General features: G+C 63.4%; 25 protein-coding genes. 15 read left to right on the top strand and 10 right to left on the bottom strand.

All coding sequences use genetic code 11. The features are described from left to right. Window positions 1-64 precede the first annotated feature (64 nt). Together ABH939_RS03530 and ABH939_RS03535 are read left to right on the top strand one after the other, a co-directional pair. Window positions 65-2,737: a sacsin N-terminal ATP-binding-like domain-containing protein gene (locus tag ABH939_RS03530; RefSeq protein ID WP_404649335.1), complete on the top strand. Its 2,673-nt coding sequence runs from the start codon at window positions 65-67 to the stop codon at window positions 2,735-2,737. Between the two features lie 6 nt (window positions 2,738-2,743). Then, on the top strand, window positions 2,744-3,295 hold the full coding sequence (locus ABH939_RS03535; RefSeq protein ID WP_007733495.1) for a phosphatase PAP2 family protein: 552 nt from the start codon (window positions 2,744-2,746) through the stop codon (window positions 3,293-3,295). Here the strand turns inward: ABH939_RS03535 and ABH939_RS03540 are convergent. Then, the gene (locus ABH939_RS03540; RefSeq protein ID WP_404649336.1) at window positions 3,285-4,325 is read right to left on the bottom strand and encodes an iron-siderophore ABC transporter substrate-binding protein; all 1,041 of its coding nucleotides are present in this window, start codon (window positions 4,323-4,325) and stop codon (window positions 3,285-3,287) included. The two genes, ABH939_RS03535 and ABH939_RS03540, sit on opposite strands and share 11 nt — an antisense overlap. A 90-nt stretch (window positions 4,326-4,415) precedes the next feature. Next, window positions 4,416-4,673 carry a DUF2530 domain-containing protein gene (locus ABH939_RS03545; RefSeq protein WP_007733492.1) on the bottom strand — a complete coding sequence of 86 codons (258 nt, stop codon included), beginning with the start codon at window positions 4,671-4,673 and terminating at the stop codon, window positions 4,416-4,418. Window positions 4,674-4,775: 102 nt separating this feature from the next. Here ABH939_RS03545 and ABH939_RS03550 point away from each other — a divergent pair, with 102 nt between their 5' ends. The 3 genes from ABH939_RS03550 to ABH939_RS03560 all read left to right on the top strand — a co-directional run bounded on the left by ABH939_RS03550 (window position 4,776) and on the right by ABH939_RS03560 (window position 8,139). Continuing rightward, entirely contained in the window at window positions 4,776-6,230 is a 1,455-nt protein-coding gene (locus tag ABH939_RS03550) for an NCS2 family permease (RefSeq protein ID WP_003940242.1), read from the top strand. A 65-nt stretch (window positions 6,231-6,295) separates the two neighbouring features. Beyond that, entirely contained in the window at window positions 6,296-6,727 is a 432-nt protein-coding gene (locus ABH939_RS03555) for a MarR family winged helix-turn-helix transcriptional regulator (protein WP_003939901.1), read from the top strand. 104 nt (window positions 6,728-6,831) lie between these two features. Further along, window positions 6,832-8,139, top strand: a complete 1,308-nt coding sequence (locus ABH939_RS03560) for an MFS transporter (RefSeq protein WP_007733487.1) — start codon at window positions 6,832-6,834, stop codon at window positions 8,137-8,139. Here the strand turns inward: ABH939_RS03560 and ABH939_RS03565 are convergent. Next, complete coding sequence (locus ABH939_RS03565; protein ID WP_003940103.1) at window positions 8,123-8,671, bottom strand: hypothetical protein; 549 nt, start codon at window positions 8,669-8,671, stop codon at window positions 8,123-8,125. The genes ABH939_RS03560 and ABH939_RS03565 overlap by 17 nt on opposite strands. A 70-nt stretch (window positions 8,672-8,741) precedes the next feature. Between ABH939_RS03565 and ABH939_RS03570 the strand changes: the two genes are divergently transcribed. The 3 genes from ABH939_RS03570 to ABH939_RS03580 are packed head-to-tail and all read left to right on the top strand — an operon-like array spanning window position 8,742 to window position 10,444. Further along, the gene (locus tag ABH939_RS03570) at window positions 8,742-9,332 is read left to right on the top strand and encodes a TetR/AcrR family transcriptional regulator (RefSeq protein ID WP_037128521.1); all 591 of its coding nucleotides are present in this window, start codon (window positions 8,742-8,744) and stop codon (window positions 9,330-9,332) included. A gap of 48 nt (window positions 9,333-9,380) precedes the next feature. Next, window positions 9,381-10,187, top strand: coding sequence for an RNA methyltransferase (locus tag ABH939_RS03575; protein WP_003939731.1), 807 nt, complete (start codon window positions 9,381-9,383; stop codon window positions 10,185-10,187). Further along, window positions 10,184-10,444 carry a DUF2537 domain-containing protein gene (locus tag ABH939_RS03580; RefSeq protein ID WP_404649337.1) on the top strand — a complete coding sequence of 87 codons (261 nt, stop codon included), beginning with the start codon at window positions 10,184-10,186 and terminating at the stop codon, window positions 10,442-10,444. Before ABH939_RS03575 ends, ABH939_RS03580 begins: the two co-directional genes overlap by 4 nt. Before the next feature lie 20 nt (window positions 10,445-10,464). Here the strand turns inward: ABH939_RS03580 and ABH939_RS03585 are convergent, their stop codons facing one another. From ABH939_RS03585 to ABH939_RS03600, 4 genes are all read right to left on the bottom strand, one after another. Further along, window positions 10,465-11,250: a DUF6928 family protein gene (locus ABH939_RS03585; RefSeq protein ID WP_042451221.1), complete on the bottom strand. Its 786-nt coding sequence runs from the start codon at window positions 11,248-11,250 to the stop codon at window positions 10,465-10,467. 52 nt (window positions 11,251-11,302) lie between these two features. Next, window positions 11,303-12,244: a septation protein SepH gene (sepH, locus tag ABH939_RS03590; protein WP_372024841.1), complete on the bottom strand. Its 942-nt coding sequence runs from the start codon at window positions 12,242-12,244 to the stop codon at window positions 11,303-11,305. 200 nt (window positions 12,245-12,444) lie between these two features. Next, entirely contained in the window at window positions 12,445-13,566 is a 1,122-nt protein-coding gene (gene serC, locus ABH939_RS03595; RefSeq protein ID WP_007733484.1) for a phosphoserine transaminase, read from the bottom strand. 63 nt (window positions 13,567-13,629) lie between these two features. Continuing rightward, window positions 13,630-14,757 (bottom strand): citrate synthase 2, encoded by a 1,128-nt coding sequence (locus tag ABH939_RS03600; RefSeq protein WP_003940025.1) that lies wholly within the window; start codon window positions 14,755-14,757, stop codon window positions 13,630-13,632. 244 nt (window positions 14,758-15,001) lie between these two features. On the opposite strand from ABH939_RS03600, the gene pdxH reads away from it, so the two are divergent. From pdxH to ABH939_RS03625, 5 genes are all read left to right on the top strand, one after another. Beyond that, entirely contained in the window at window positions 15,002-15,715 is a 714-nt protein-coding gene (gene pdxH, locus ABH939_RS03605) for a pyridoxamine 5'-phosphate oxidase (RefSeq protein WP_042451217.1), read from the top strand. Next, window positions 15,712-16,977 carry an MFS transporter gene (locus ABH939_RS03610; protein WP_021332219.1) on the top strand — a complete coding sequence of 422 codons (1,266 nt, stop codon included), beginning with the start codon at window positions 15,712-15,714 and terminating at the stop codon, window positions 16,975-16,977. Before pdxH ends, ABH939_RS03610 begins: the two co-directional genes overlap by 4 nt. Window positions 16,978-17,018: 41 nt before the next feature. After that, complete coding sequence (locus ABH939_RS03615) at window positions 17,019-17,966, top strand: aldose 1-epimerase family protein (RefSeq protein WP_003939677.1); 948 nt, start codon at window positions 17,019-17,021, stop codon at window positions 17,964-17,966. Between the two features lie 358 nt (window positions 17,967-18,324). Continuing rightward, the gene (locus ABH939_RS03620) at window positions 18,325-19,623 is read left to right on the top strand and encodes a citrate synthase (protein ID WP_020908786.1); all 1,299 of its coding nucleotides are present in this window, start codon (window positions 18,325-18,327) and stop codon (window positions 19,621-19,623) included. Between the two features lie 38 nt (window positions 19,624-19,661). Continuing rightward, window positions 19,662-20,024 carry an FKBP-type peptidyl-prolyl cis-trans isomerase gene (locus ABH939_RS03625; RefSeq protein WP_003940440.1) on the top strand — a complete coding sequence of 121 codons (363 nt, stop codon included), beginning with the start codon at window positions 19,662-19,664 and terminating at the stop codon, window positions 20,022-20,024. Window positions 20,025-20,116: 92 nt separating this feature from the next. On the opposite strand, the gene ABH939_RS03630 is transcribed toward ABH939_RS03625, so the two are convergent. Continuing rightward, window positions 20,117-20,878 (bottom strand): ABC transporter permease, encoded by a 762-nt coding sequence (locus ABH939_RS03630; RefSeq protein ID WP_047270941.1) that lies wholly within the window; start codon window positions 20,876-20,878, stop codon window positions 20,117-20,119. Then, window positions 20,875-21,828, bottom strand: a complete 954-nt coding sequence (locus ABH939_RS03635) for an ATP-binding cassette domain-containing protein (RefSeq protein WP_404649338.1) — start codon at window positions 21,826-21,828, stop codon at window positions 20,875-20,877. Before ABH939_RS03635 ends, ABH939_RS03630 begins: the two co-directional genes overlap by 4 nt. Window positions 21,829-21,921: 93 nt before the next feature. Here ABH939_RS03635 and ABH939_RS03640 point away from each other — a divergent pair, with 93 nt between their 5' ends. Further along, a complete protein-coding gene (locus ABH939_RS03640; RefSeq protein ID WP_404649339.1) occupies window positions 21,922-22,725 on the top strand; it encodes a TetR/AcrR family transcriptional regulator in 804 nt (267 codons plus the stop codon). Here ABH939_RS03640 and ABH939_RS03645 read toward each other — a convergent pair. Continuing rightward, on the bottom strand, window positions 22,660-23,643 hold the full coding sequence (locus ABH939_RS03645) for a sugar-binding transcriptional regulator (RefSeq protein WP_007733475.1): 984 nt from the start codon (window positions 23,641-23,643) through the stop codon (window positions 22,660-22,662). The two genes, ABH939_RS03640 and ABH939_RS03645, sit on opposite strands and share 66 nt — an antisense overlap. Window positions 23,644-23,882: 239 nt before the next feature. On the opposite strand from ABH939_RS03645, the gene ABH939_RS03650 reads away from it, so the two are divergent. Further along, window positions 23,883-24,710: an MIP/aquaporin family protein gene (locus ABH939_RS03650; RefSeq protein ID WP_003940085.1), complete on the top strand. Its 828-nt coding sequence runs from the start codon at window positions 23,883-23,885 to the stop codon at window positions 24,708-24,710. Window positions 24,711-24,771 lie beyond the last annotated feature (61 nt).

Consider the following 24,771-nt stretch of genomic DNA (forward strand, 5'->3'; position numbering starts at 1 on the left):
TCCGTTCGGTACGGACGCACTCCGCGAGGCGACGCTGCGCGCGTGGTCGGAATCTCCGACGCGATTGCGTGAAGACGCGGCTGCGGAATCCGACCTCGCGAAGGCCGGGTACCGCGACCGTCTGCTCACCGAACTGGCGCAGAACGCTGCCGATGCAGCTGCACGCGAGGGCGTCGAGGGCTCTTTGTGGGTGGACGTGGACGGTCGGACGCTGACGGTGGCGAACACGGGCCGTCCACTGGACGAACCCGGTGTACATGCGCTCACCGCGCTGCGCGCGTCGAACAAGGTCGACGCCGACGAAGGTGTGACGGGACGGTTCGGCGTCGGATTCTCGGCAGTTCTCTCGGTCAGTGACGAGGTGGAACTGCGCTCGTCGACGGGATCGATTCGATTCTCTGCCTCGCACACTCTGCGCGAGATCGAGTCTCGCGAACTCCCGGTGCCGGAAACCGGTGTCCCCGTACTTCGTTTGGTGTGGCCGTCTGGCGAATTGCCGAGCGATGGTGCTGATTCGGAAGTGGTGCTGACGCTTCGGCCGGACGTCGATGCCGCAGCGCTGCTTTCGCAGATGGCACGTGAGGCTGTCGACCTGCTCCTCGAGCTCCCAGCTCTCGGATCAATTCGTCTGGGTGAGAAGACTTTTCGGCGATCGGAACGGGTGCTGGATTCCGGCCTCGTCGAGATCGCGATCGGTGATCGCACGTGGTGGCAGTACACCGCGCCGAACGCGCGATGGTTGGTGCCGGTCCGCGACGGGGTCGTCGAGCCGGTCGCAGACGACGTCCTGCGGGCGCCGACGCGATCCGACGAGGAACTGTCGATCCCCGCGATCATCATTGCCGACATTGCAATGCAACCCGATCGGCGACGCCTCATGCCCGCTGCACCGATCGCTCCGCTTGCCGAGGGGTACGCGAAGTTCCTTGCTGCACTACCTCCTCGGCAGCGAACGGCACTCGTTCCGATTCCGGCCTTCGCTCGCAGTGAAACGGATTCGCTTCTGCGCGAAGCGCTTCTGAAGGAGCTGCAGGAAAACGAGTGGCTTCCGGTGGTCGGTGAACCCGACCGCGCGCCGCAGCGAGCATCCGTGGTGCCCGGGCTCGGTGATGACCTTGCCGAGTTGCTCACCGACATCATCGGTGGCCTGGTTGTCCCCGAGCTCTCCGGCCCCAAGCACGAGCGAGCGCTCGCGGCGGTGTCGACACACCGCATCGGGCTCGCGCGCATCGCCGAACTGCTCAGCGGTTCGGAACGTGAACCCAAGTGGTGGAATCGCCTCTATTCCGCTCTCGAGCCTCTGGTGATCGACACTCTTGCGGTGGAAGAGCTTGGAACACTGCCGGTTCCGCTCTCCGATGGACGGACGGTGACCGGGCCGCGGACCGTCGTCGTCGGCGTCGAACTGGGCGAAGACGCGCCGTCGGTGGAGTGGACGAGGTTGGTTCATCCCGTCGCGGTTCACCCGTTGCTGTCTCGATTGGGAGCGCAGACCGCGAGTGCCACCGACCTGCTGTCCGATCCGGCGCTGCGCGCATTGATCGAAGATGCTGCGGACCAAGATGATTCGGTAGCGACGGAGTTGGCGCAAGTGGTGCTCGGATTGGCGGCCCACGTGGCGCCAGGGGCGCTGCCGTCGTGGATCGGTGAAGTGCTGCTTCCTGATTCGGAAGGCGAATTGCGGTCCGCCGACCAACTTCTGCTTCCGGGAGCTCCCCTTGCAAGCGTCCTGGTCGAGGATTCTCCCTTCGGCATCGTCGACGCTGATTTTGTTCAGCGGGTGGGGGAGCAGGCGCTACGGGTAGTCGGTGTCGGGTGGGGTTTCACGGTGGTCCGTGAGGAATTGCCGTCCGGCCCCGATCACGATCTCGACGCCGAAGACGCATGGTGGGACACCCTCGACGAGGACCCCGAATACATCGAAGCCGTGCGCGATCTCGATCTCGTGGACGAAGACCGCTGGCCGCAGGCGCTGTCGCTGCTGGTCGAGTCGCCGGCGACGCGGGCGCTGCTCACCGACCGTCGTGGATACACGGCGTGGTGGTTGCGTTCGAATGCCGAACTCGGCGGTGAGGTGCTGGGCTTGCTGCGCGCTCCGGGCGATCGCACCTTCGAGGGATTGCTCGATGCTGCCGAACACCCCGACGCCGGATTCTTCTCCGGATTGCTGGCATCGGATACCGTCGACGATCCGGAACTGGCTCAGCTGCTGCTCGATCGGCTTGCCGACCCACTACGGATGCCGGCCTCCGCCGTCGTCGCGCGGACGCACCGACTACTGGGGGAGGCAGCGCAGCGACGGGTTCTCGACCTGGAGGAACTGCACCTGCCGCCGTTCGTGCGAGGCCTTTCCGGCGATCTGGTCGATCCCGGCGACGCCCTTGTTCTCGACCGACCGTGGCTGGGAGCGGCACTGCCTGCACAACGAGTGGTGCTCGGCAGCTTCGAGACGGCCGACGCACTGGCAGATCTGCTCGACGTCGCGACGGCGTCTGCATCCGTTCACGGACGAGTGAGCAGCACCGGCGTCGTGACGACGTGGGCGAACGAACCGCAGGCAGTTCTCGGCTTCGCAGCCCTCGGCCGTGAGGTTCCCGGCGGCGAGGTAGTGATCCATCACGAACTGTCGGTGGAACTGACGGGGGCGGTCGAGACGACGGTGATCGTGCCGTGGTGGGTGGACTCGGACGGCGTTCATCACGTGATGCGTACGTGGACTCTGCCGCAAGGAATGTGAGGGCAGATGTCTTTTGATCAGTGGGTACTCGACAGCGCAGTGAGTCAGCGGACGGCGTGGCTCGTGGACGTCGTCGACGTCATCACCGACAGCGGCGGAACCCTCGCGTCGTGGCTGATCGCGACGCTGCTCACGATCGTGCTTCTGGTTCGGGGACTACGCACCGAAGCTCTGCTGATCGCCGGATCGATGTTGACCGGTCTGCTCGTGATGAGCGGATTGAAGCGCATCTTCACGCGAACCCGTCCACCCCTGCCGGAGCGGTTGATCGAAATCGATTCGTATTCGTTCCCGTCGGGCCACGCGATGATGAGCGCGATCCTCGCGACTTCGGTTGCCGCCGTGATCCTTCGTCTTGCCTTGCCGAGGCTCGCGAAGATGGCAATGCTCGCGAGCCTCGGCCTGTACACGATCGCCGTCGGATTCTCCCGCGTCTACCTGGCTGCCCATTGGATGACCGATGTACTGGCAGGTTGGGCGTTCGGGATGATGTGGGCCGGGGTGTGGATCTGGGGAACCGCGCAGATCAGAAAGCGCCGGGCGCTGGTTACTTCGTGAGCTCGGCGAGTAGTTGGCTCGTGGCCCACGGCAAGCTCAGTGCCGAGCTTGCGGTCAAGGCCGCACCGACCTGCGGAGCCTGATCGTCGTTGACGTAGACGACGCGATTGTCCTTGACCACGTCGAGTTGCTGGAAGCCAGGGTTGTTTCGGACCGCCTGTGCGGCATCGGGATTGCCGATGACAACGAGACGGTCCACGTCGAGAAGATCCAGTCGTTCGGTGGAGATCGGCGCGTAGAACTCACCGTTCATCAAGGCCTCGACCGCGGGAGCAGGTTTGAATCCGAGACGGCCGAGAACCCGTCCGCGGGCGTCCTCGGAGGAGAAGGCGTAGAACTCCGGGGTCGCGTCGACGCTGATGATCACCGCGGTCTGGTCTGCAAATTCCGGGTGAGCGCTTCTGGCGTCGGCGAACTGCTTGTCGATATCGGCGACCAACTTCTCGCCGTCGGCTTCGCGACCCACTGCCTTCGCTGCGGTCTTCGTCGTGATCTGCCACGGAGTTGCGTAGTCGCCGTAGGCCGGATCCTTCGCGACGGTCGGGGCGATCGCGGAAAGTGTGCTGTACAGGTCTTTGTCGATGCTCGAGTAGAGCGCGAGGATCAGGTCGGGCTCGAGCGCAGCGATCTTTTCGACGCTGATCGTGGTTTCGGGATTGCTGCCGACGACGGTCGGTTCGGTTCCGCCCCAAGGGCCGGTGACCCATGGCCACGTGCGGTTGACGTCCGGTTCGCCCGGGTACTGGTTGACCATTCCGACGGGCTTGATGCCCAGAGCCAACAGAGCCTGCTCGTCGTTGTAACCGACGGTGACGATCCGTTGTGGTTCGGAATCGATCGTGGTGCTGCCGAAAGCGTGATCGATCGTGACGGGGAAGGCGCCACCACCGGAACTCGACGAACTACTTGCTGCGTCGTCGTTCGAACTGCAGGAGACGAGTGCTGTGCCGACCAGGGCGACCACAGCAACGGATGTCAGTCTCGTCCAACGTCCTCGGCTTTTCCAACGATTTCGGTGGGAGATCTTCACGGCTACGTGGTTCCTTTCAGCATTGACAAGCTAAGACCGACACTGAAGTGCAGGGTAGGCTTACCATACTGAAAGGGTGAATCGACCTGCTCAGTCGACCAGACCGGCGCCCTGTTGTGCGCCCTTGTCACCGCGCACAGCTGCGCGTCGTTGAATGGAGAACAGAGCGAAGCCGAGGAAACCGACTCCGATACCCGCGTAACAGATCGGGAGTGCATCCGACCAACGATCGCCGCTCACCGCGACCACGATCGTGGCGATCACCCACAACGCGGTGCCGATGATCAGTGCCGGCGCGGGTGCGGACAATTTGCCGATCAGGCCTGTTGTGTTGCGAGTCTCCGTCACAAAATTAACGCTACCCGTACCCCGGTGGCCTACTCTCCCTAGTGCGACCGGCTTCATGTGCGCCGGCACACGGCGACCTACAGCGATGGGGAAAGAACAAACATGGCGGCACCCGGCAAGATCCTCGACACCTATTTCAAGATCAGCGAACGAGGGTCGACGATCTCGACCGAGATTCGCGGCGGTGTCGTCACCTTCGTGGCGATGGCCTACATCGTGGTCCTCAACCCCCTGATCCTCGGCAGTTTCTCGGCTGACGACGCTGCAGCGAAGACCGACGTTCTCGGCAACATCCTTCCGGTCAACCAGGTGGCTGCGGTCACCGCTCTGGTTGCCGGCCTGATGAGCATCGTCTTCGGTGTCGTTGCCAACTATCCGTTTGCCATCGCCGCGGGTCTCGGCATCAACAGCCTGCTCGCCGTCACAATCGCACCTCAGGTCACCTGGCCCGAGGCGATGGGCCTGGTGGTCATCGACGGTGTGATCATCGTTCTGTTGGCACTCACCGGTTTCCGAACTGCGGTGTTCAATGCGATTCCCTCGGCATTGAAGTCCGCGATCGCGGCCGGTATCGGCATGTTCATCGCCTTCATCGGACTGGTCGACGCCGGATTCGTCCGCCGTATCCCCGATGCCGCCGGTACGACGGTTCCCGTCGGACTCGGAATCAACGGCTCCATCGCTTCGTGGCCGACCGTGGTGTTCATCTTCGGTGTGCTGCTCATGGGTGTTCTGGTAGTGCGCAAGGTTCGTGGTGGACTGCTGATCGGCATCGTCGTCACGACGATCCTCGCCGCGATCATCGAGGCAGTTGCCGACGTCGGACCCTCGCTCGGAACCAACCCCAAGGGCTGGAACCTCAGCATCCCCGCGATCCCGGAGATGCTCGGTGGTATGCCTGATCTGAGCCTGGTCGGCGACGTCAGCATCTTCGGCGCATTCACCCGCATCGGTGTTCTGGCCGCCAGCCTGCTTGTCTTCACCCTCGTGCTCGCGAATTTCTTCGACGCCATGGGCACGATGACGGGTCTCGGTAAGGAAGCCGGCCTGACCGACAAGGACGGAAACCTCCCCAACGTCGGTCGCGCGCTTGTCGTCGAAGGCGCGGGCGCGATCGTGGGCGGTGGCGCTTCGGCGTCGTCGAACACCGTGTTCGTGGAATCCGCGTCGGGTATCGCCGAAGGCGCCCGCACGGGCCTGGCAAACGTCGTGACCGGACTGCTCTTCCTCGTCGCGATGTTCCTGACGCCGCTCTACTCCGTCGTGCCGATCGAGGCAGCTGCGCCTGCCCTCGTCGTCGTCGGTGCGCTGATGATCGGGCAGGTCCGAGACATCGATTTCACCAAGTTCTCGGTTGCTCTCCCGGCGTTCCTGACCATGATCGTCATGCCGTTCACCTACTCGATCGCCAACGGCATCGGCGTCGGCTTCATTTCATGGGTGGTCCTGCACGCTGCCAGCGGTGGTATCAAGAAGATCCACCCGTTGCTCTGGATCGTGGCGGCACTTTTTGTGGCCTACTTCACTGTCGGACCCATTACCGACGCCCTTACGTGAAATCAGGGTTGACCGGTATTCGATTACGTGAGCTACCGGCCAGCTCTTGACGTATTGTCTGACGCGTGACCACCGAAACTCGTGCGCTGGCCAGCGATCTTTCCCTGGCTGTAGTGCGTCTCACCAGGCATCTGCGCGGCCGCAGAGTCGACGCTCAGGTATCGCTGACGCAACTGTCCGCCTTGGCGAGCCTGGATCAGTACGGCCCGATGACTCCTGGCGTACTCGCAGCACGTGAGAAAGTGCAGCCGCCGTCGATGACGCGCGTTGTTGCTTCTCTCGCCGAGCTCGGTCTGGTCGAGCGCTCGCCGCATCCCACGGACGGTCGTCAGATCATCGTGAATCTGTCCGACGCCGGGCAGGCGTTGCTCGCGGACGAAACCCATGCGCGCGAGGCGTGGATGAACGAGCAGCTGGCCGGGCTGGGTGGCGAAGAACTCGCGACGCTGCGCGGTGCCGTCGAGATCATCACCGAGATGGTCAACAAGACGGAGTAGCTCCGTGAGTTAGAGGTCGCGTAGCTCCGCTACCCAGAGGTCGTTGCCCAAACGAATTACTCGAGGGGCAAGATAGTGGGGTGCCCCGAGACCCCGATTCCGGCATGTTTGCCGCGCTCCACAACCGCAACTACCGCCTTTGGGCTTCCGGACAGATCGTTTCTCTGGTCGGCACGTGGATGCAACGCATCGCCCAGGACTGGCTGGTACTGACGCTCTCGGACGGCAACGCGCTGGCGGTGGGCATCGTCATGGCCTTGCAGTTCGGCCCGACGCTGTTCTTGTCGGTGTGGGGTGGGGTGCTGGCCGATCGGTACGACAAGCGTCGGATCCTGATCTTCACGCAGTGGGCGAGTGCGGTATGCGCACTCGTGTTGGGCCTGCTGGACGTCGGTGGGCTCGTCGCGTTGTGGCATGTCTTCCTGATTGCCTTTGCCCTCGGCTGTGTCTCGGCGCTCGACGCACCCGTGCGTCAATCGTTCACCATCGAAATGGTGGGCAAGGAGCACCTGTCCAACGCCATCGCGCTCAACTCCATGACGTTCAACACGGCCCGCATCGTCGGTCCGGCCATCTCGGGTGTGCTGATCAACCTGATCGGAACAGGGTGGGTGTTCCTGCTCAACGTCGCGACATTCGGTGGGGTGCTCATCGCGCTCTACCTGATGAACAAGAAGGAGTTGATCCCGTCGGAACCGGCCCCGCGCACCAAGGGGCAGGTGCGCGACGGGTTCCGATATGTATGGGGCCGCAAGGACCTTCGCGTGATCATGGTGTCGGTCTTCATGGTCTCGACCTTCGGCCTGAACTTCGCGATCAGCCTGGCGGTGATGGCGCGCAACACGTTCGGTCTCGAGGCCGACGGTTACGGATTGCTGTCCACGACGCTCGCCGTGGGCACCCTTGCCGGCGCTGCGTACGCCGCAAGACGGAAGGAAGCGCCGCGGTTGCGGACGTTCCTCGGTGCCGCCGTGGCTTTCGGTGTGTTCGAGGTCGCGGTGGGATTGATGCCCACCTACGCGTTGGTGGCGCTGATGTTGATCCCCACGGGCGCACTGACGTTGACGTTCACGACGTCCGCGATGAACATCCTGCAGATGTCGGTGCCTTCCGAGATGCGCGGGCGGGTGATGGGTATCTACATGCTCAGTTTCCTCGGTGGCACACCGCTGGGAAGCCCGTTGCTGGGTTGGCTCGCCGACTCCGTGGACCCACGTGCGCCCTTGATCGTGGGCGGAGTGATCTCGCTCGTCTCGGGCACTGTGGCCGGGGTGTACCTGCTACGCAGCGAAGGGCTGAAACTTCGTCTTGCGCGACCGGAAGACGGTGGCAGGCTGCCGGTTTTCGTCCTGCGTCCGGTGATCGTATGCGACGCGACCGAACAGGCAGTCGAGGCTAGCCGCGCGCCGTGACCTTCTCACGCTTGGGAAACACCGTGTAGCTCAGGGCGATTGCTCCCCAGATTGCGAGTACCACTGTCAGCTTGCTGATCCATCCGTCGAGGGCTCCAGTACGGGTGGGGTCGTCGACGAGGAAGATGGCCGCGCCGAGAAGTCCGCACGCGACGGCCCAGGCGATCGCGGCTTTGCCGAACTCGCGCCATTCGCGCAGTGCTCGCGCACTCCCGTACTTGGGTGGTGCGACGGGAGCCGGGCCGCCGGCGAATCGGTAGGCGAACCTGGCGTCGGCCCAGGAGATGAGGCTGTGTCCGAACGCGACGGAGAATCCGATGTAGGCCGCGGCAAGCCCATGGGTGAAGTTCGCCTCGCCACCGCCACGAAGATCGAGGGCTGTGGCGACGAGCAGTACGACATCCACCAGGGGCGCGCAGATGAGCAGTGCGGCGCCCAGCGTTTTGCGGCGCAGTAGATAGCGGGCCGCGAGACCTGCGGCGATGAACACCCAGAACATGATTTCGCACGCGATGATCAAGTGGACGATCATGACATCAGCTCATTTCTAGTACGACTGTGTTAGTGATCGAAAACTAGCACAGCTGTGTTAGTTTTGTGAAGTGGTGAAACGTAGCAGTCCGGATGAGCGGCGTGAAGAGATCGCCGAGGCCGTGTGGCGTGTGATCCGTCGAGACGGTGTCGCGAGCGCCAGCGTCCGGGCGGTCGCGGACGAGGCGAAGATGTCGACGGGGTCGCTACGGCACTTCTTCGCGACGCAGTCCGAACTCTTGCTGTTCGCGATGACGCTCGTGACCGTCCGGGTGGAGGAAAGGATTGCCGGCATCGACTTCGATCCCGACATCCGCCGCGCGATCCGTCAGTTCACCGATCAGTTCGTTCCCCTCGACCAAGATCGGCGTGAAGAAATGCAGGTTTGGGAGGCCTTTGCTGCTGCCGCCCAGACCGATTCGGCGTTGACGGCCGTGCGTGACGAGACAGACCGGACCTTGTTCGAGCACTTTCGTTCGTTCGTGGAAGCGGCGCATCGAGCGGGTTTTCTACGGCCGGGTGCCTCGGTCGACATCGAGGCGATGAGATTGCATGCGCTCGCCGACGGGCTCGCGTCGCACGGCGTCGACAATCCCGAGCGAACCAATCCAGAGGTGATCAGCCAGGTGCTCGACGCGCATTTTGTCACGCTGTTGCGCTAGGTCGGGAGTAGTGGTGGGGGCTTGCGGTGCGTACGGCACGATAGACCCGTGGTTCACGTCATCGACATCTCAGATCCCGCCGACCCCCGGCTGGATGACTTTCGCGATCTCAACTCTTCGGATCGGCGCCCCGACCTGCCGGAGGGCAAGGGACTGGTCATCGCCGAGGGAGTGTTCGTCACTCAGCGACTGCTGACTTCGCGGTTCGAGCCGATCAGTCTCCTCGGCGTCGAACGACGGCTCCTGGAGCTCGCTGACGATCTCGACGGTGTGGACGTGCCGTTCTACCGTACGAGCGCCGAAGTGATGGCCGAGGTCGTCGGATTTCACCTCAACCGCGGCGTCCTCGCTGCAGCAGCGCGCCCGGCACCGCTCGCGGTCTCGGACGTGTTGAAGGACGCGAAGACCGTCGTGGTTCTCGAAGGCGTCAACGATCACGAGAATCTCGGCTCGATGTTCCGCAACGCGGCGGGGCTCGGTGTCGATGCAGTTCTGTTCGGGAAGGGTTGTGCCGACCCGCTGTACCGGCGGTCGGTCCGTGTGTCGATGGGGCACGTGCTGCGAGTGCCCTTCGCGCATGTGGCAAAGTGGCCACACGACTTGGATGAGCTGCGTGGCAACGGTTTTCAGCTCATTTCCTTGACTCCGAATCCGGAAGCGGTCACTTTGGCCGAAGCGATGACCGGGGAGAAGGTAGCGCTACTGCTGGGCGCCGAGGGGCCAGGTTTGACCGAACATGCGATGCGGGCCACCGACATTCGTGCCAAGATACCCATGGCGCCCGGCACCGACTCGCTCAACGTCGCGACCGCAGCGGCGATGGCCTTCTACGAACGTGTCAGGACCGGCCGGTGACTCTGGACCGCACGCCCTGGTTCACCGGAATCGCGGTGTCGGTGTTCGCAGCCATGCTCTCGACCAGTGCCGTCGCGGCGTTCTGTGTCGCGCTGGGCAACGTGAACGTGCTCCTGGCGGTTGTCGTCAATGTCATTGCGGTAGGCGGACTTGCGCCGACCGTCTGGCGCTGGCGAGCCGTCCCCGTCTGGCGATGGGTGGTCTACGGCGCGGTAGCCGGCGTACCGCTCGGGTGGATCGCAGCGATAGCCGCGTGAACCTGTGAGGCTGCTCGGCGCTACTTGAAGCCGAAGTACCGAGCGAGGCGGCCGCGCGGCTTGGCCACCGGTGCGTCGTGGATCGGCGGCATGTTTTCGGGCATGGGTACCTCTGTCGGCGCCTGCTCGGGCATCGGCGCGGGGGCTGGGGGTGCAGGTTTGGGTGCCTCGCCGGGTCGGTGAATCTTGAAGCCCCACAGGAGAATCTGCGTTGTGTCGAGTTCGTGTTCTCGCGGCGCGCCGGTGTATCGAAATCCCAGCCACTCGAGGTTGGCGGACTCCGCGAACTGTTGCGGGTGGAACGGAAGTGACTGCGGATCAGGCAGGATCCCGGGCGGGTAACGCAGGGGATGGTTGCCGGCCCAGAATTCCAGTTCCCAGGTCTGGGGGATCCCCAGATTTTCGACGATGTCGATCGGGATGGCACTGAACGAGCGTCGTAGCTCGCCGTCCTCCCACAGTGCAAACGAACCCTGCGCGGTTTCGGGGACGGAGCTGATCAACAGCGTCGAGCCACCCTCTGCCGAAAGGTGCCAGGAATCAGGCAGTTTCGAGGGGACGAAGGTGCTGAGTTCGGAGCTGCAGACGACACTCACTCGGCCGTACGCACCGACGAAGACGTAGCCGGGGCTCACCGTCGCGGCCATCGACAGCGGCTGAGGCCCGAGCGACTCGAACTCCTTGTCCGGGTACAGCGACATGGCGATTTTCAGGGCCTCGGTCTGATCCGGCTGTGGGTACCTGCTCAATTCGGTGCGAGCGTCTGCGCCGCCCAGAAACCAGATCGTCGATACCCGTGCAGCCACCGGCAGCCCTCTCTCCTCAGCCTCGCTCGAAAGAAGAATACTTTCCTTCGGGTCAGCGACCGCTGCTGCGGACCCCGAGGAGTACGTCGTCCCACGAGGGAAGAGCAGGCCGTCCGCGCTTGTCCTTGGTCTGCGTCTGCTGCGGAGCGGTTTTCGGGGTCACATCCGGTGCGGGTTCGGGAACCTCTTCGGTGACGACGGTTTCCGGCTCGACAGCAATCGGTTCGGGCGCCACGATCCGTTCCGCCACCACCGTCCGCTCGGGGAATACTGTGCGCTCGGAAACTGCTGTCCGCTCGGAAACTGCTGCGGGCTCGGGCTCGATCTCCGCCACCGGTTCGACGTCGAATCGGGACAGTTCGAGCTGTTCCGGTTCGTTCGAGACCACCGGTACCAGGCCGCGGAGCGGGCGACCGAAGTCGGGATCGATCAAGTCGAATGCCGCGTCGTCGAGTGCGACGATCGTTCCGCCGTGCGCGTCGGGCTGGTAGCGCCAGTGCGCGGCGTTGGTGGTGCGGCCGGCCTGCCACTGCAACTGCGCGACCCACTGATTGTCCTCGTCGCGCCAGGCATCCCAGGTGGCCTCGTCGATACTGTGGCCGCGGGCGCGGAATGCGTGGGTCACGATTTCGGAGAGGGTGGGAACTGTCGGACCGTTGTCGCGCACCGGGTGTCCGCCCTGCGCCATTTCCGCGGCGCGGGAGCGCTCGAGCAGAACGGGGTACGCAAAGCGCTCGACCTTGCTGATGGGGATCTTCGCTTCTTCGGCGACCTGCTCTACGGAAGCACCGGAACGAATGCGCGCCTGAATTTCGCGGGGACGGAGTTGGCTTTCCATTTCGATCTCAATCTGGCCGAGTCGAGCCACGTCTCCGCGGGAAGCTGCACGAAGTTTGTCATCGGCGGGAAGCCGGAATTTCTGGCCGGTTTCAGCATCTGCGCACACCACATGCGATCCATCGGGTTCAAGTCCGATCACTCGAAGCTCTCGCACATTGACCTCCTTATCGCGCCGGCTCGCGACTTTGCGCCGCGCTCAACTGTAATTCATTCGTGACCATGGACTCGGCAGGACACGCAGGGCGAGATGACCTCGGATCCGCCCACCGGTGTGGTAGCTCACAAGGCCTGGCGCAAACGACGCTCGGCCCCCGACGTCATGCCGGGGGCCGAGCGGTGAAGCAAATGTGAAAATCAGCCGAGCTGAGAAACGACCCAGTCGATGCTCTTGGTGAGAGCGGTGACGTCATCGGGGTCGATGGCCGGGAACATGCCGACGCGCAGCTGGTTGCGGCCGAGCTTGCGGTACGGCTCGGTATCGACGATTCCGTTGGCGCGCAGGATCTTTGCCACCTCGGCAGCGTCGACGTCGTCGTTGAAGTCGATGGTGCCGACAACCTGCGAGCGGTGTGCCGGATCAGCGACGAACGGCGTTGCGAACTCACTGGCCTCGGCCCAGTTGTACAGGCGCGAGGACGAATCCGCGGTGCGAGCGGTAGTCCAGTCGAGGCCGCCGTTGCTGTTCATCCACTCGATCTGGTTGGCGAAGAGCAAGAGGGTGGCCAGGGCCGGGGTGTTGTACGTCTGATCCTTGGAGCTGTTGTCCACGGCGATGGGCAGCGAGAGGAAGTCAGGCGTCCAGCGTCCCGAATCCTTGATCTCCGCGACGCGCTCGAGGGCGGCCGGGCTCATCAGCGCGATCCACAGTCCGCCGTCTGCAGCGAAGCACTTCTGCGGAGCGAAGTAGTAGACGTCGGAATCGGCGACATTGACCGGAAGTCCGCCGGCGCCCGAGGTGGCGTCGATGGCGATCAGTGCGTTCTCCGAACCCGCGGGACGCGAGACGGGGATCGACACACCGGTGGAGGTCTCGTTGTGCGCCCAGCCGATGAGATCGACGGACGGGTCGGAGACCGGCACCGGTGCGCTGCCCGGATCGGCGGAAACGACGATCGGGTCACCGATGAACGGGTTGGCCTTGGCGACCGAAGCGAACTTGGAGCTGAATTCGCCGTTGGTCAGGTGCAGCGACTTCTCGCGGATGAGGCCGAATGCGGCCGCATCCCAGAACGCAGTGGTTCCGCCGTTGCCGAGGACGACCTCGTAGCCCTCGGGCAGTGAGAACAGATCGGCGAGGCCGGAACGAATGCTGGCCACAACGTTCTTGACCGGCTTCTGGCGATGGCTGGTGCCGAACACCGAAGCGCCCACCTCGACCAGGGACTGCAGCTGCTCGGGGCGAACCTTGGAAGGACCGCAGCCGAAGCGTCCGTCGGCGGGCTTGAGGTCGGCGGGGATGATCGGTGTGGAGGTCATCGCTTCTTTCTGTTCCTTCACTTGTGTTCTGTACTACCGTGATTGGCGAATTCGAGCGGGGTACTACGCGTGGCTGATCTGGTCCCAGCCCTCGACCGACTCCGGAGTACGGGGCGCCGGGCCGGTGTAGATGGCGGCCGGGCGTACCAGCTTACCGAGACGCTTCTGCTCGAGGATGTGTGCACACCAGCCGGCGGTGCGGCCACAGGTGAACATGGCGGGCATCATGTGCGCGGGAACCTCGGCGAAGTCGAGGATGACGGCGGCCCAGAACTCGACGTTGGTCTCGATCGCGCGATCGGGACGACGCTCACGCAGTTCCGCCAGTGCAGCCTGCTCGAGAGCTGCGGCAGCCTCGTAGCGGGGAGCGTTGAGGCGCTTCGCCGTGGCGCGGAGCACGCGTGCACGGGGATCTTCGGCGCGGTAGACGCGGTGTCCGAAGCCCATGAGCTTTTCCTTGCGGTCGAGGATTCCCTTGACCAGTGCGCGGGCGTCGCCGGTCTTCTCGGTCTCTTCGATCATCGGAAGAACTCGGGCCGGTGCGCCGCCGTGCAGCGGGCCGGACATCGCGCCGATGGCGCCGGAAAGCGAAGCCGCGACGTCGGCGCCCGTGGAGGCGATGACGCGGGCCGTGAAGGTGGAGGCGTTCATGCCGTGCTCGGCTGCCGAGACCCAGTACGCGTCGATTGCCTCGACGTGTGCCGGATCGGGCTCACCCTTCCAGCGAACCATGAAGCGTTCGGTGACGGTCTTGGCCTCGTCGATGCGGCTCTGCGGGACTGCAGGCTGGTAGATGCCGCGAGCGGACTGCGCGACGTACGACAGCGCCATGACGGATGCGCGGGCGAGCTGGTCGCGGGCGGTCTCGTCATCGATGTCGAGGAGCGGCTGGTAGCCCCAGATGGGAGCCAGCATCGCCAGTCCGGCCTGAACGTCGACACGGACGTCGCCGGTGTGAATGGGGAGGGGGAACGGCTCGGCCGGCGGGAGGCCGGGGCCGAAGCGGCCGTCGACGAGAAGGGCCCATACGTTGCCGAAGGTGACCCTCTGGCCGACCAGGTCTTCGATGTCGACTCCGCGGTAGCGCAGTGCGCCGCCGTCCTTGTCGGGTTCTGCGATATCGCTGGTGAAGGCGACGACGCCTTCGAGTCCGCTCACAAAATCGTCCGGTATTGCTGCGCTCGCTGCCATTCTCGTGGACTCTCCTCGTTCGAGTGCGCCAGGTCTACAGTCGCACTGCCTCAGCTTCAGTGACTGCGCCTCGGTGCTCGCAGGGATGAGCACGCACCGTGTTTTGTACTGCGCAATCGTCTCGTCCCGATTCGGCGCTGTCGCTGGTGCGGCTCGCGGTCCGGGTCGGGTCTAGCCACGGCAAACTTTAGCGCGTGCCGCGTAGCCGTTGGCCAGTGAGTACCCGGGAGTAGCGTTCTCGGCTGTGTCGAATGAACGTCAGGACCCGCAGGCGGTGGACAACGAACTCGCGGCCATGCGTGTGGGCTATCCGCAAGCAGGCAGCGAATCGGAGTCCGTCGAGGACCGCATGAGTGCGGAATTGGATACTTCGGTTGTCGAAACCGGTTGGCTGCCCCTCATGCGCCAATGGCTCGTGGACGCCGTCGAAGCTGACGCGCCGGAGCCCAACGCCATGACTCTGTCGACGGTGGACGACGGTGGCCGTCCGGCGTCGCGCACCGTGCTCTGCAAAGGGCTCAGCGAGGACGGCGTCCTCTTCTTCACCAACTACGGATCCGACAAGGCTCGTCACCTCGACGCCCACCCGTACGCGTCGGCGAACTTCACGTGGCTGACCCTTGCCAGGCAGGTGATCGTCCGCGGCACCACCGAGCGGGTGAGTGCTCAACTGACGCAGGAGTATTGGCGAACCAGGCCTCGAGGTTCACAGCTCGGCGCGTGGGCGTCGTCGCAGTCTCGTCCGATCGACTCGCGTGCCGATCTCGACGGGCAACTGCGTGAGGTCGCTGCTCGATTCGGCGTGGACGGTGAGATTCCGGTGCCACCGAACTGGGGCGGGATTCTGATTCGGCCCGAGTCCGTCGAGTTCTGGCAAGGACGCGCGAACCGCATGCACAATCGAGTTCGCACGAGCCTGGTCGACGGACAGTGGTCCGCCGTCCGTCTCCAGCCGTGAGCCGGCTACTCGCGGACACGACTCCGCTCGAGAATCGCGACTATCGACGGCTGTGGACGGCCGGCATCGTCACCGTCATCGGCGCTCAGCTCAGCGTGGTCGCCGTACCGCAACAGGTGTACGAGATCACCCGAAGCTCGGCCTACGTCGGTCTGACGGGAATCTTCGGTCTGGTCCCGCTGGTCGTTTTCGGTCTGTGGGGCGGCGCACTGGCCGACGTCATGGATCGACGACGGCTGTTGATGATCACCTCGATCGGACTCGGCGTCACGTCGGTGCTGTTCTGGATCCAGGCTGCCCTGAACGTGAACAACGTGTGGTTGGTGCTCGGATTGTTCTCGGTTCAACAGGCGTTCTTCGCGGTGAACCAGCCGACGCGAGCGGCGATCATCCCTCGGTTGATTCCGGGCAGGCAGTTACCGGCCGCGAACTCGCTGAACATGACTGTCGTGCAGTTCGGTGCGATAGCCGGCCCGCTACTGGCGGGTGTCCTCATACCGTCGGCCGGTCTGCAACTGCTGTACCTGCTCGACTCGATCTTTCTTCTCGCCACACTGTGGGCGGTATGGAAGCTCCCGGCGATTCCGCCGACCGGAACGTCTCGGCGAGCCGGATTGAGCGAGGTCCTCGGCGGTTTCACGTATCTCGCGACGCAGAAGGTTCTGCTCGCGTCGTTCGTGGTGGACATCATCGCGATGGTGTTCGGGATGTCGCGAGCACTGTTCCCGGAGATTGCCCACGAATCCTTCGGTGATCCCGCCAGCGGCGGTTTTGCGCTGGGACTGCTGTTCGCGGCGATGTCGGTGGGAGCCGTTCTGGGCGGAGTCTTCTCGGGTTGGTTGCCACGGGTTCAGTACCAGGGGCGAGCCGTTCTGGTCTGCATCGCGCTGTGGGGGCTGTCCATGGTCGGCTTCGGCGTTGCCGTGTACTTCGCGAGTCCCGGTTCCAGTGTGATTCTGCTCTGGGTGGCGGTCGCGTTCCTGGCATTCGGCGGAGCCGTCGACATGGTCTCGGCGGCTTTCCGCAGCACGATGCTCCAGCAAGTGGCAACCGACGACATGCGCGGACGACTGCAGGGCGTGTTCATCGTGGTCGTGGCAGGTGGTCCGCGTATCGGTGACGTGCTGCACGGCGGTGCAGCCTTCCTGTTCGGGACCGGTGTCGCGGCAGCGGGCGGCGGCTTCCTGGTGATTGTCGGTGTTGTCCTTTCTGCCCTCGCATTTCCGGCATTCGTTCGCTACAAGGTGGGACGCGCCGTCTGACGTCCTGGTTAACCGGTCGCTCGTGGTGGAAACTGGTACGTATGACTGCGCCGCACAGCACGGGTAGGGGAGGGTTCGAGATCCGTGGTGGAGGCTATCGAGCCGAGATCGCCGCGGCCGGTGCCGGGTTGCGGCTACTCGATCACGAAGGACCGAACGGTCAGCGCGCGCTGACCGAGACCTGGGCACTCGGATCGAAGCCACCGCTGTCGGCCGGATTGGTTCTCGCGCCGTGGCCCAACCGAATTCGCGACGGGCACTTCATGTTCGACGGGATCGAGCATCAACTCGAGATCACCGAACCTGCGCTGGGGAACGCGAGCCACGGGTTCGTCCGGCGTCGCAATTGGAGCCTCGTGGACCACACGTACGAGCGCGTCGAACTGTCGGTCGACGTGGGACTTCACAAGGGTTGGCCCTATCCGTTGCAGCTGACGGTCGCCTACGAGGTCGGTGCCGACGGACTGACCGTCACGCACACGGCCACGAACAAGGGTGCGACCTCGTCGCCGTTCGGGCTCGGAATGCACACCTTCATTCGCGCCGGCGACTTTCCGCTCGACGAATGTGCTCTGCATCTGGCAGCAGGCACACGGTTGCCGATCGATCCGGCGAGGATGCTGCCGAACGCGTATTCGCAGGCAGTCGCCGGTACGGACTACGACTTCCGGACACCGAGACTGCTTGCCGGGGTGCAGTTGGACACTCCGTACAGCGCATTGGACGTCGTCGACGGCAGTGGTCGCACGCAACACGAGCTGCTGGCTCCGGATGGAACGGGCACTGCCCTGTGGACCAACCGCGAGTTCCCGTGGATTCAGGCCTTCATCGCAGATCCCGCCAACGACAAGGGGTATCCTGATCGCGGCCGCGCATTGGCTTTGGAGCCGATGACCTGCCCGCCTGACGCCTTCAACTCGGGCATCGATCTCCTGGTGCTTCATCCGGGTCAGACCTGGACGGGTAGCTGGGGCATCAAGGCGCTGTGATCCGGCTCTCATACCGTGGGATCGTGTAACACCAGGTAGGCATCAGCCGATAACAATCGGTTTTCAGTACCCCGTGTCAGTGGTCCGGAAGGTCCGACGTTGCTCCCATTTGCGAATTGCAGCCGAGATTTGCAGATCAGTGTGGGTAAATGCGCGATTCCGTAGACTGGAGTACCGGTCACGCGAGTGGGAAAGCCCAGACTGGAACATGTTTCAGTTTCGGTGGGTATGTCGGGTTCGTGAGTACCCGAAAAATAGCCGTGGAGCGACCCTCCTTCGGCACGATCTCTCCCGTGCGACTAGTTTCTAGTTGATCGCATGTAGTTACTCGTTGGTTCGAGCTTGAGAGGGATCCTTCGTGCCCGCTGACAATGACACAAAGCCCACGCTTACTTACCCCGGTGGTGAGTACACGATGTCCATTGCCAGGGCAACAGAGGGCAATGACGGCATCGAGCTGGGAAAGCTGCTGGCCACAACGGGGTACACCACCCTTGACCCCGGTTTTGTGAACACTGCATCCACCAGTTCTGCAATCACCTACATCGACGGTGAGAAGGGAATCCTGCGTTACCGCGGATATCCCATCGAGCAGTTGGCAGGTAAGTCGACGTTCATCGAGGTCAGCTACCTGCTGATCTACGGCGAACTGCCGACCGACGCCCAGCTCGAGTCCTTCACGGACCGCATCCGTCGACACACCCTGCTTCACGAGGACCTCAAGCGGTTCTTCGACGGATTCCCGCGCAACGCTCACCCGATGCCGGTTCTCTCGTCCGCAGTGAACGCATTGTCGGCGTACTACCAGGATTCGCTCGATCCCGAGGATCCGGAGCAGGTGGAACTGTCCACCATCCGTCTTCTCGCGAAGCTGCCGACCATCGCTGCGTACGCGTACAAGAAGTCCGTCGGACAGCCGTTCCTGTACCCGGACAACTCGTTGAACCTGGTCGAGAACTTCATGCGTATGACGTTCGGCTTCCCCGCCGAGCCGTACCAGGGTGATCCCGAGGTCGCCAAGGCACTCGACATGCTGCTGATCCTGCACGCAGACCACGAGCAGAACTGCTCCACGTCGACCGTGCGTATGGTCGGCTCGTCGGACGCCAACCTGTTCACCTCCGTCTCGGCCGGCATCAACGCACTGTGGGGCCCGCTGCACGGCGGCGCCAACCAGGCAGTGCTCGAGATGCTCGACGAGATCAAGGCCAGCGGCAGCACCGCAGCCGAGTTCGTCCGCAAGGTCAAGAACAAGGAAGACGGCGTGAAGCTCATGGGCTTCGGGCACCGCGTCTACCGCAACTACGATCCGCGCGCTGCGCTGGTCCGCGAAACCGCGCACACCATCCTCGCCAAGCTCGGCGGCGACGACGAACTGCTCAACATCGCAATGCAACTCGAAGAGGCCGCCCTCACGGACGACTACTTCATCGAGCGCAAGCTCTACCCGAACGTCGACTTCTACACCGGCCTCATCTACCGCGCGATGGGCTTCCCGCCGCGCATGTTCACGGTGCTGTTCGCCATGGGCCGTCTGCCCGGCTGGATTGCGCACTGGCGTGAAATGCACGAGGATCCGGCTACGAAGATCGGCCGCCCGCGCCAGATCTACACCGGCTACACCGAGCGTGACTATCGGGACATCACCACCCGCTAGCCCCTGCCCCCCAATTTTCGCCTCAACGAGGAGGACCCATGAGTAGCAAGCCCGTAATCGAGTTCCAGGAAGGCCCCGCGCCGACCGATCTGGTCATCAAGGATCTGGTTGTCGGAGAAGGCGCCGAAGCCGTTCCCGGTGGCACCGTCGACGTTCACTACGTCGGTGTCGAGTTCGAGTCCGGCGAAGAGTTCGACTCTTCCTGGAGCCGTGGCGAGTCCATTCAGTTCCCGCTTCGTGGCCTGATCAAGGGCTGGCAGGACGGCATCCCGGGCATGAAGGTCGGCGGACGCCGTCAGCTCACCATTCCGCCGGAGCTGGCATACGGCCCCGCCGGTGCAGGGCACCAGCTTTCCGGCAAGACCTTGGTCTTCGTGATCGATCTGCTGGACGCCAAGTAATCCACTGTGCGCCTTTATTAACCCCCCGCGGTTAATAAAGGCGCACAGCACAAGCAGCCCCGCACCGTCAGGTGTGGGGCTTTCTTGTGTGGTCAGCTCGCGGTCTTTCGTCGGTAGAGCCAGTTGGACCACACGAATCCCACGGCGGCGATGCCCAGGCACCACGCGAGGGCGATGGCCGCGCTGTTCCCGATCGGCGTGCCCATCAGGAGTCCGCGCACAGTCTCGATGATCGGAGTCACCGGTTGGTGCCGGGCAAACCCCTGCAGCCAGGACGGCATGGTCTCAGCCGGAACGAAAGCAGTGCTGACGTAGGGCAGGAACATGATGGCGAAGGTGAATCCGCTTGCAGCCTCCGGGTTCTTGGCCAAGAGTCCCAAAGCTGTCGAGAGGTACGACATGGCAAAGACGAAGGCGACGATCACAGCGGCGACGCCGAGCCAGCGCAACGGATCGCTGGTCGGGCGAAATCCCATGATCAGCGCAACCACGACCACGATCGCCGTAGTCAGGACGTTGCGGACGACGCTGGCCAGTACATGACCGGTCAGGACCGACGACGGAGAGATCGCCAAGGTCCGGAAACGGTCGATGATCCCGTCCTTCATGTCGCTCGAGACGCTGACCGCGGTGGTCGAGGCGCCGAAACCGGCGCACAGAAGGATGATTCCGGGCACTACGTAGTCGATGTACTCGCTACCGGTGTTGATGGCGCCGCCGAAGACGTAGACGAACAGCAGCATGAGCATGACCGGAAGGGCTATCGCGGTGATCATCGAATCCGGACTGCGCAGAACGTGTTTGAGATTCCGGCGGAGCATCACCGCGGAATCGATTGCAATGGTGGAGGTCATCGAACGCTCGCAATCTCGGGTTGGCCTGATCCGGTGAGCGCGAAGAACACGTCGTCCAGATCCGGAGTGTGAACGGAGAACTTCTCGACGGTGATCGACGGATCGTCGATCGAGTCGAGGATCGCTTTGATCGACGGAACTGCCCCGTCGGAGGGGATGTGCAGGGTCAAGGTCTCGGCATTCGAATGCGCCTGCGGCAGTGATGCCGCGGCGAGTTCGAGTTGGGCCAGGTTCTCGAATTGCAGTGCGACGTGGCCGCCGGGAACAAGGCGTTTGAGTTCGTCCGGTGTTCCCTCGGCGACGATGCGGCCGCCGCTCAGCACGCCGACCGTATCGGCCAATTCGTCTGCCTCGTCGAGGTATTGGGTGGTGAGGAAGATGGTGACGCCTGACGCTGTGAGTCCTCGAACGATCGACCACATGTCGTGGCGGCTTCGCGGGTCCAGGCCGGTGGTGGGTTCGTCGAGAAAGACGACGTCCGGTCGGGCGACGAGGCTCATTGCGATGTCGAGTCGTCTGAGCATGCCGCCCGAGTAGTCGCCGGCGCGTTTGTCGCCGAAGTCCGTCAAAACGAACTGGTCGAGCAATTCCTCGGCACGGCGACGGGAGTTCTTCCGGCCCAGGTGATTCAGTTCGCCCAGTAGGGTGAGGTTCTCGAATCCGGTCAGCAAGGTGTCGACGGCTGCGTACTGCCCGGTCACGCTGATGCGTCGCCGAACGTTCTGTGGATCTCCGGGCAGTGAATGCCCCGCGACCGTGACCTCACCTCCGTCGAAGGGGATGAGGGTGGTGAGAATTCTTACGGCCGTGGTCTTTCCGGCGCCGTTCGCGCCGAGGAGGGCGTACACCGATCCGGCCGGGACCGACAGGTCGAGTCCAGCCAGTACCTGTTGATCGCCGTAGCGCTTACGGAGTCCGCGGACCGAGATTGCGGGGATCGTTCCTGACATCGAGACCTCCAAGTAAGAACTGTGTATGTCATAAACTCGTGTTTATAGCGTACACAGTTCTAGGATGATGGCAAGAGTGAAGAGTGGGAGCTTATGGATCGCGGAGCGCTACCGAGAGCAGTTGAACTGGCCTGGGGACTGGACCAGCCGGGAACGCGGGGTCCGAAGAAGGGGCTCAGTCTCGAGCAAATTCTCGACACCGCGATCGAATTGGCCGACGCAGAAGGCGTCACCGCTCTGTCGATGGGCCGCGTGGCCAAAGCGCTCGGGTTCACGACCATGTCGCTCTACCGCTACGTGGCAAGCAAAGACGAACTGATCGAACTGATTTCGGATCGGGTGATCGGGCCGCCGCCGGCAATTCCCGACGGCGTGACCTGGCGCGTCAAGCTCGAGGCGTGGGCGAATCAGGAGTACGCCACGATGCTGAGTCGACCGTGGTGGCTCAAGCTGCCCATCACGGCTCCACCGACCGGGCCCAACAACATGGCGTGGCTCGACGCGGGTCTGAGCGCCCTCGACGGGGTCGCCCTGAGCGCCGCGTCGAAGTTCCAGGTGGTGACCAACGTGTCGTTGTTCGTCATCGGCCGCGCTCGATTCTCGGCTGACCTGGCGTCTCGTTCAGCGCAGTCGGCAGACGACGACGTCGCATACGGCGCTCTCATTGCTCGTGTCATCAATCGGGAGAGATTCCCCTACCTGAGTGCCGCAATCGAGGAAGGCGGCTTCGAGGACGGCAGCCCGGAGGGTGAGGCCGCCGGTGACGATGCCTTCGATTTCAGTTTCTCGCTCGGCTTACTTCTCGACGGAATCGAGAAGCTGGTGCAGCGGTCAGGACACCAGCGCGGTGGCGCTGACGTCGTCGATGATCAGATCGGTGATCAGCCCGCCCCGTAGTGCTCCCTCCAGGGCCGGCAGTTTTGCTGTTCCGGCGACGATGCACACGCGCCTGGCGACCTTCTCGAAAAGGTCCAGTCGCGGGCCGCTCGCGCGCTCGTTGAGTTCGATTCCGCGGTAGCTCCCGTCCGACCGGAAGAAGACGGTTGCGATGTCGCCGACCACTCCGTCGCGTCGAAGTGCTTCTGCTTCATCGGGTTCGAGGTATCCGGCGGTGTAGACGTGACTCGGTACGTTGCCGCCCGGTACGCCGATGCTGAAGACTGCCAGGTCCATTCGCTTCTGCATGTCCAAGACGCGTTTGATGCTTCGTTCGCGCCACAGTTGCTCCCGAGTTTCCGGGTAGTCGAAGAAGGCAGGCACCGGAAATCCTTGTGGCAGAGCACCGTAGGCGTCGGCGATGGTTCTGATGATGTCGCTGGCGTAAGAGATCCCGGTGGTGCGAGTATTCGCGGCGCCGTTGAGTTGCACGACGTACGAGTTGTACGTGCGTTTGGGGGCAAGGTGCTTGCTGACTTCACTGAGAGTGGTTCCCCAGGCGATCCCCATCACCATGTCGCTGTCGAAGAACGACGCCAGCAGGCGTCCTGCAAAGGTTGCGACCTTTTCGAGTCGCTCGAGATCTCCCACCAGTTCCGGCACGGTCACCACGTGGGCGCGCACTCCGTACCGTTCCGAGAACTCGCGTTCGATGCGAGGAGCCTGGCCGTGCGGGGTGCTGATCTTGATCTCGACGAGACCCGAGGTGCGCGCGTAGGTGATCAATCGGGAGACGGTGGATCGGGACACCCCCATGTCGCGGCCGATGGCAGCCATGGTCTGGTCCTGGAAGTAGTAGAGGCGTGCGGCCTGAACTGCGTCGGCGATGCGCGGGTCCGCCGGATCGGAGGTAGCGGAGTCCGAAGTGGGAGTTTCCATGGGTTCGTCCTGTCTGCACGTACGTGCAAGAGCATTGAACCGAATCTTATCCGAGTAGGCCCAGGCCGAGGCGCTCGATCACGCAAAGTCCCAGAAGTGTGTCTGTTACCCGCGTTACGGTGCGCAAATGGGGCAATTGCACATATGTGCACGAGCTATGCGTGAATGTGCAAACGGCCTTACGCTACGGGTGCAGCAATCCAAACTATGACATGCATCACAACGAAGTGAGGGTGGGGATGGAGAAAGCCAAGCGATTAGGGCTTCCAGGCGAGTTGGCAGCCGAGTTCGCCGGAACGATGATCTTGATCTTGTTCGGCGTCGGAGTTGTGGCGCAGGTTGTGTCCGGCGGGAGCGGTGGGGGTCTCGGCGGACACGACAGTATCGCGTGGGCCTGGGGACTCGGCGTCATGTTCGGCATCTATGTCGCAGGCCGGGTGACGGGTGCTCATCTGAACCCCGCAGTGACCTTCGCCTTTGCGATCTTCCGGGGATTCTCCTGGCGCAAGGTCCTGCCCTACACGCTGGCGCAGACCGCTGGAGCCTTTGTCGCGGCCCTGATCGTCCGGTGGAATTACAACGACATGCTCAATGCCATCGATCCCGGACACACAACGGCGACTCAGACGATCTTCTCGACGATGCCCGGAAACGGAACGCTCCCGGTCAGTCTGGGATCAGCGCTGATAGATCAGATCATCGGCACGGCGATCCTGTTGTTCCTCATCGTTGCGGTGACCGATACTCGGGGAACTCCGCCGCTCGCGAATCTTGCGCCCTTCGTCGTCGGTTTGATCGTGGTGGCAATCGGATTCGCATGGGCGACCAACGCGGGTTACGCCATCAATCCGGCCCGTGACTTCGGTCCGCGGCTGGCGTCGTATCTCACCGGTTACGGCAGCGCCTGGCGAGATCAGTACGGGAGCCTGTATTTCTGGGTGCCCATCGTGGGGCCGCTGATCGGCGCTCCGATCGGGGTGTTCCTCTACGACAAGCTGATTGGTCGATTCCTGCCTGACGAGTCGGTGGAGAAGGCAGCCGAGGAGCCGGCCACGATACCGGCCTGATGGCGAATCATCATCTCTGACAGTAAATCTTTCGCACTTTCTTCGACACCAAAGGGGTAGC

Origin of the sequence: Rhodococcus sp. 27YEA6, assembly GCF_044908235.1 — a bacterium.
Lineage (GTDB): Bacteria > Actinomycetota > Actinomycetes > Mycobacteriales > Mycobacteriaceae > Rhodococcus_F > Rhodococcus_F qingshengii.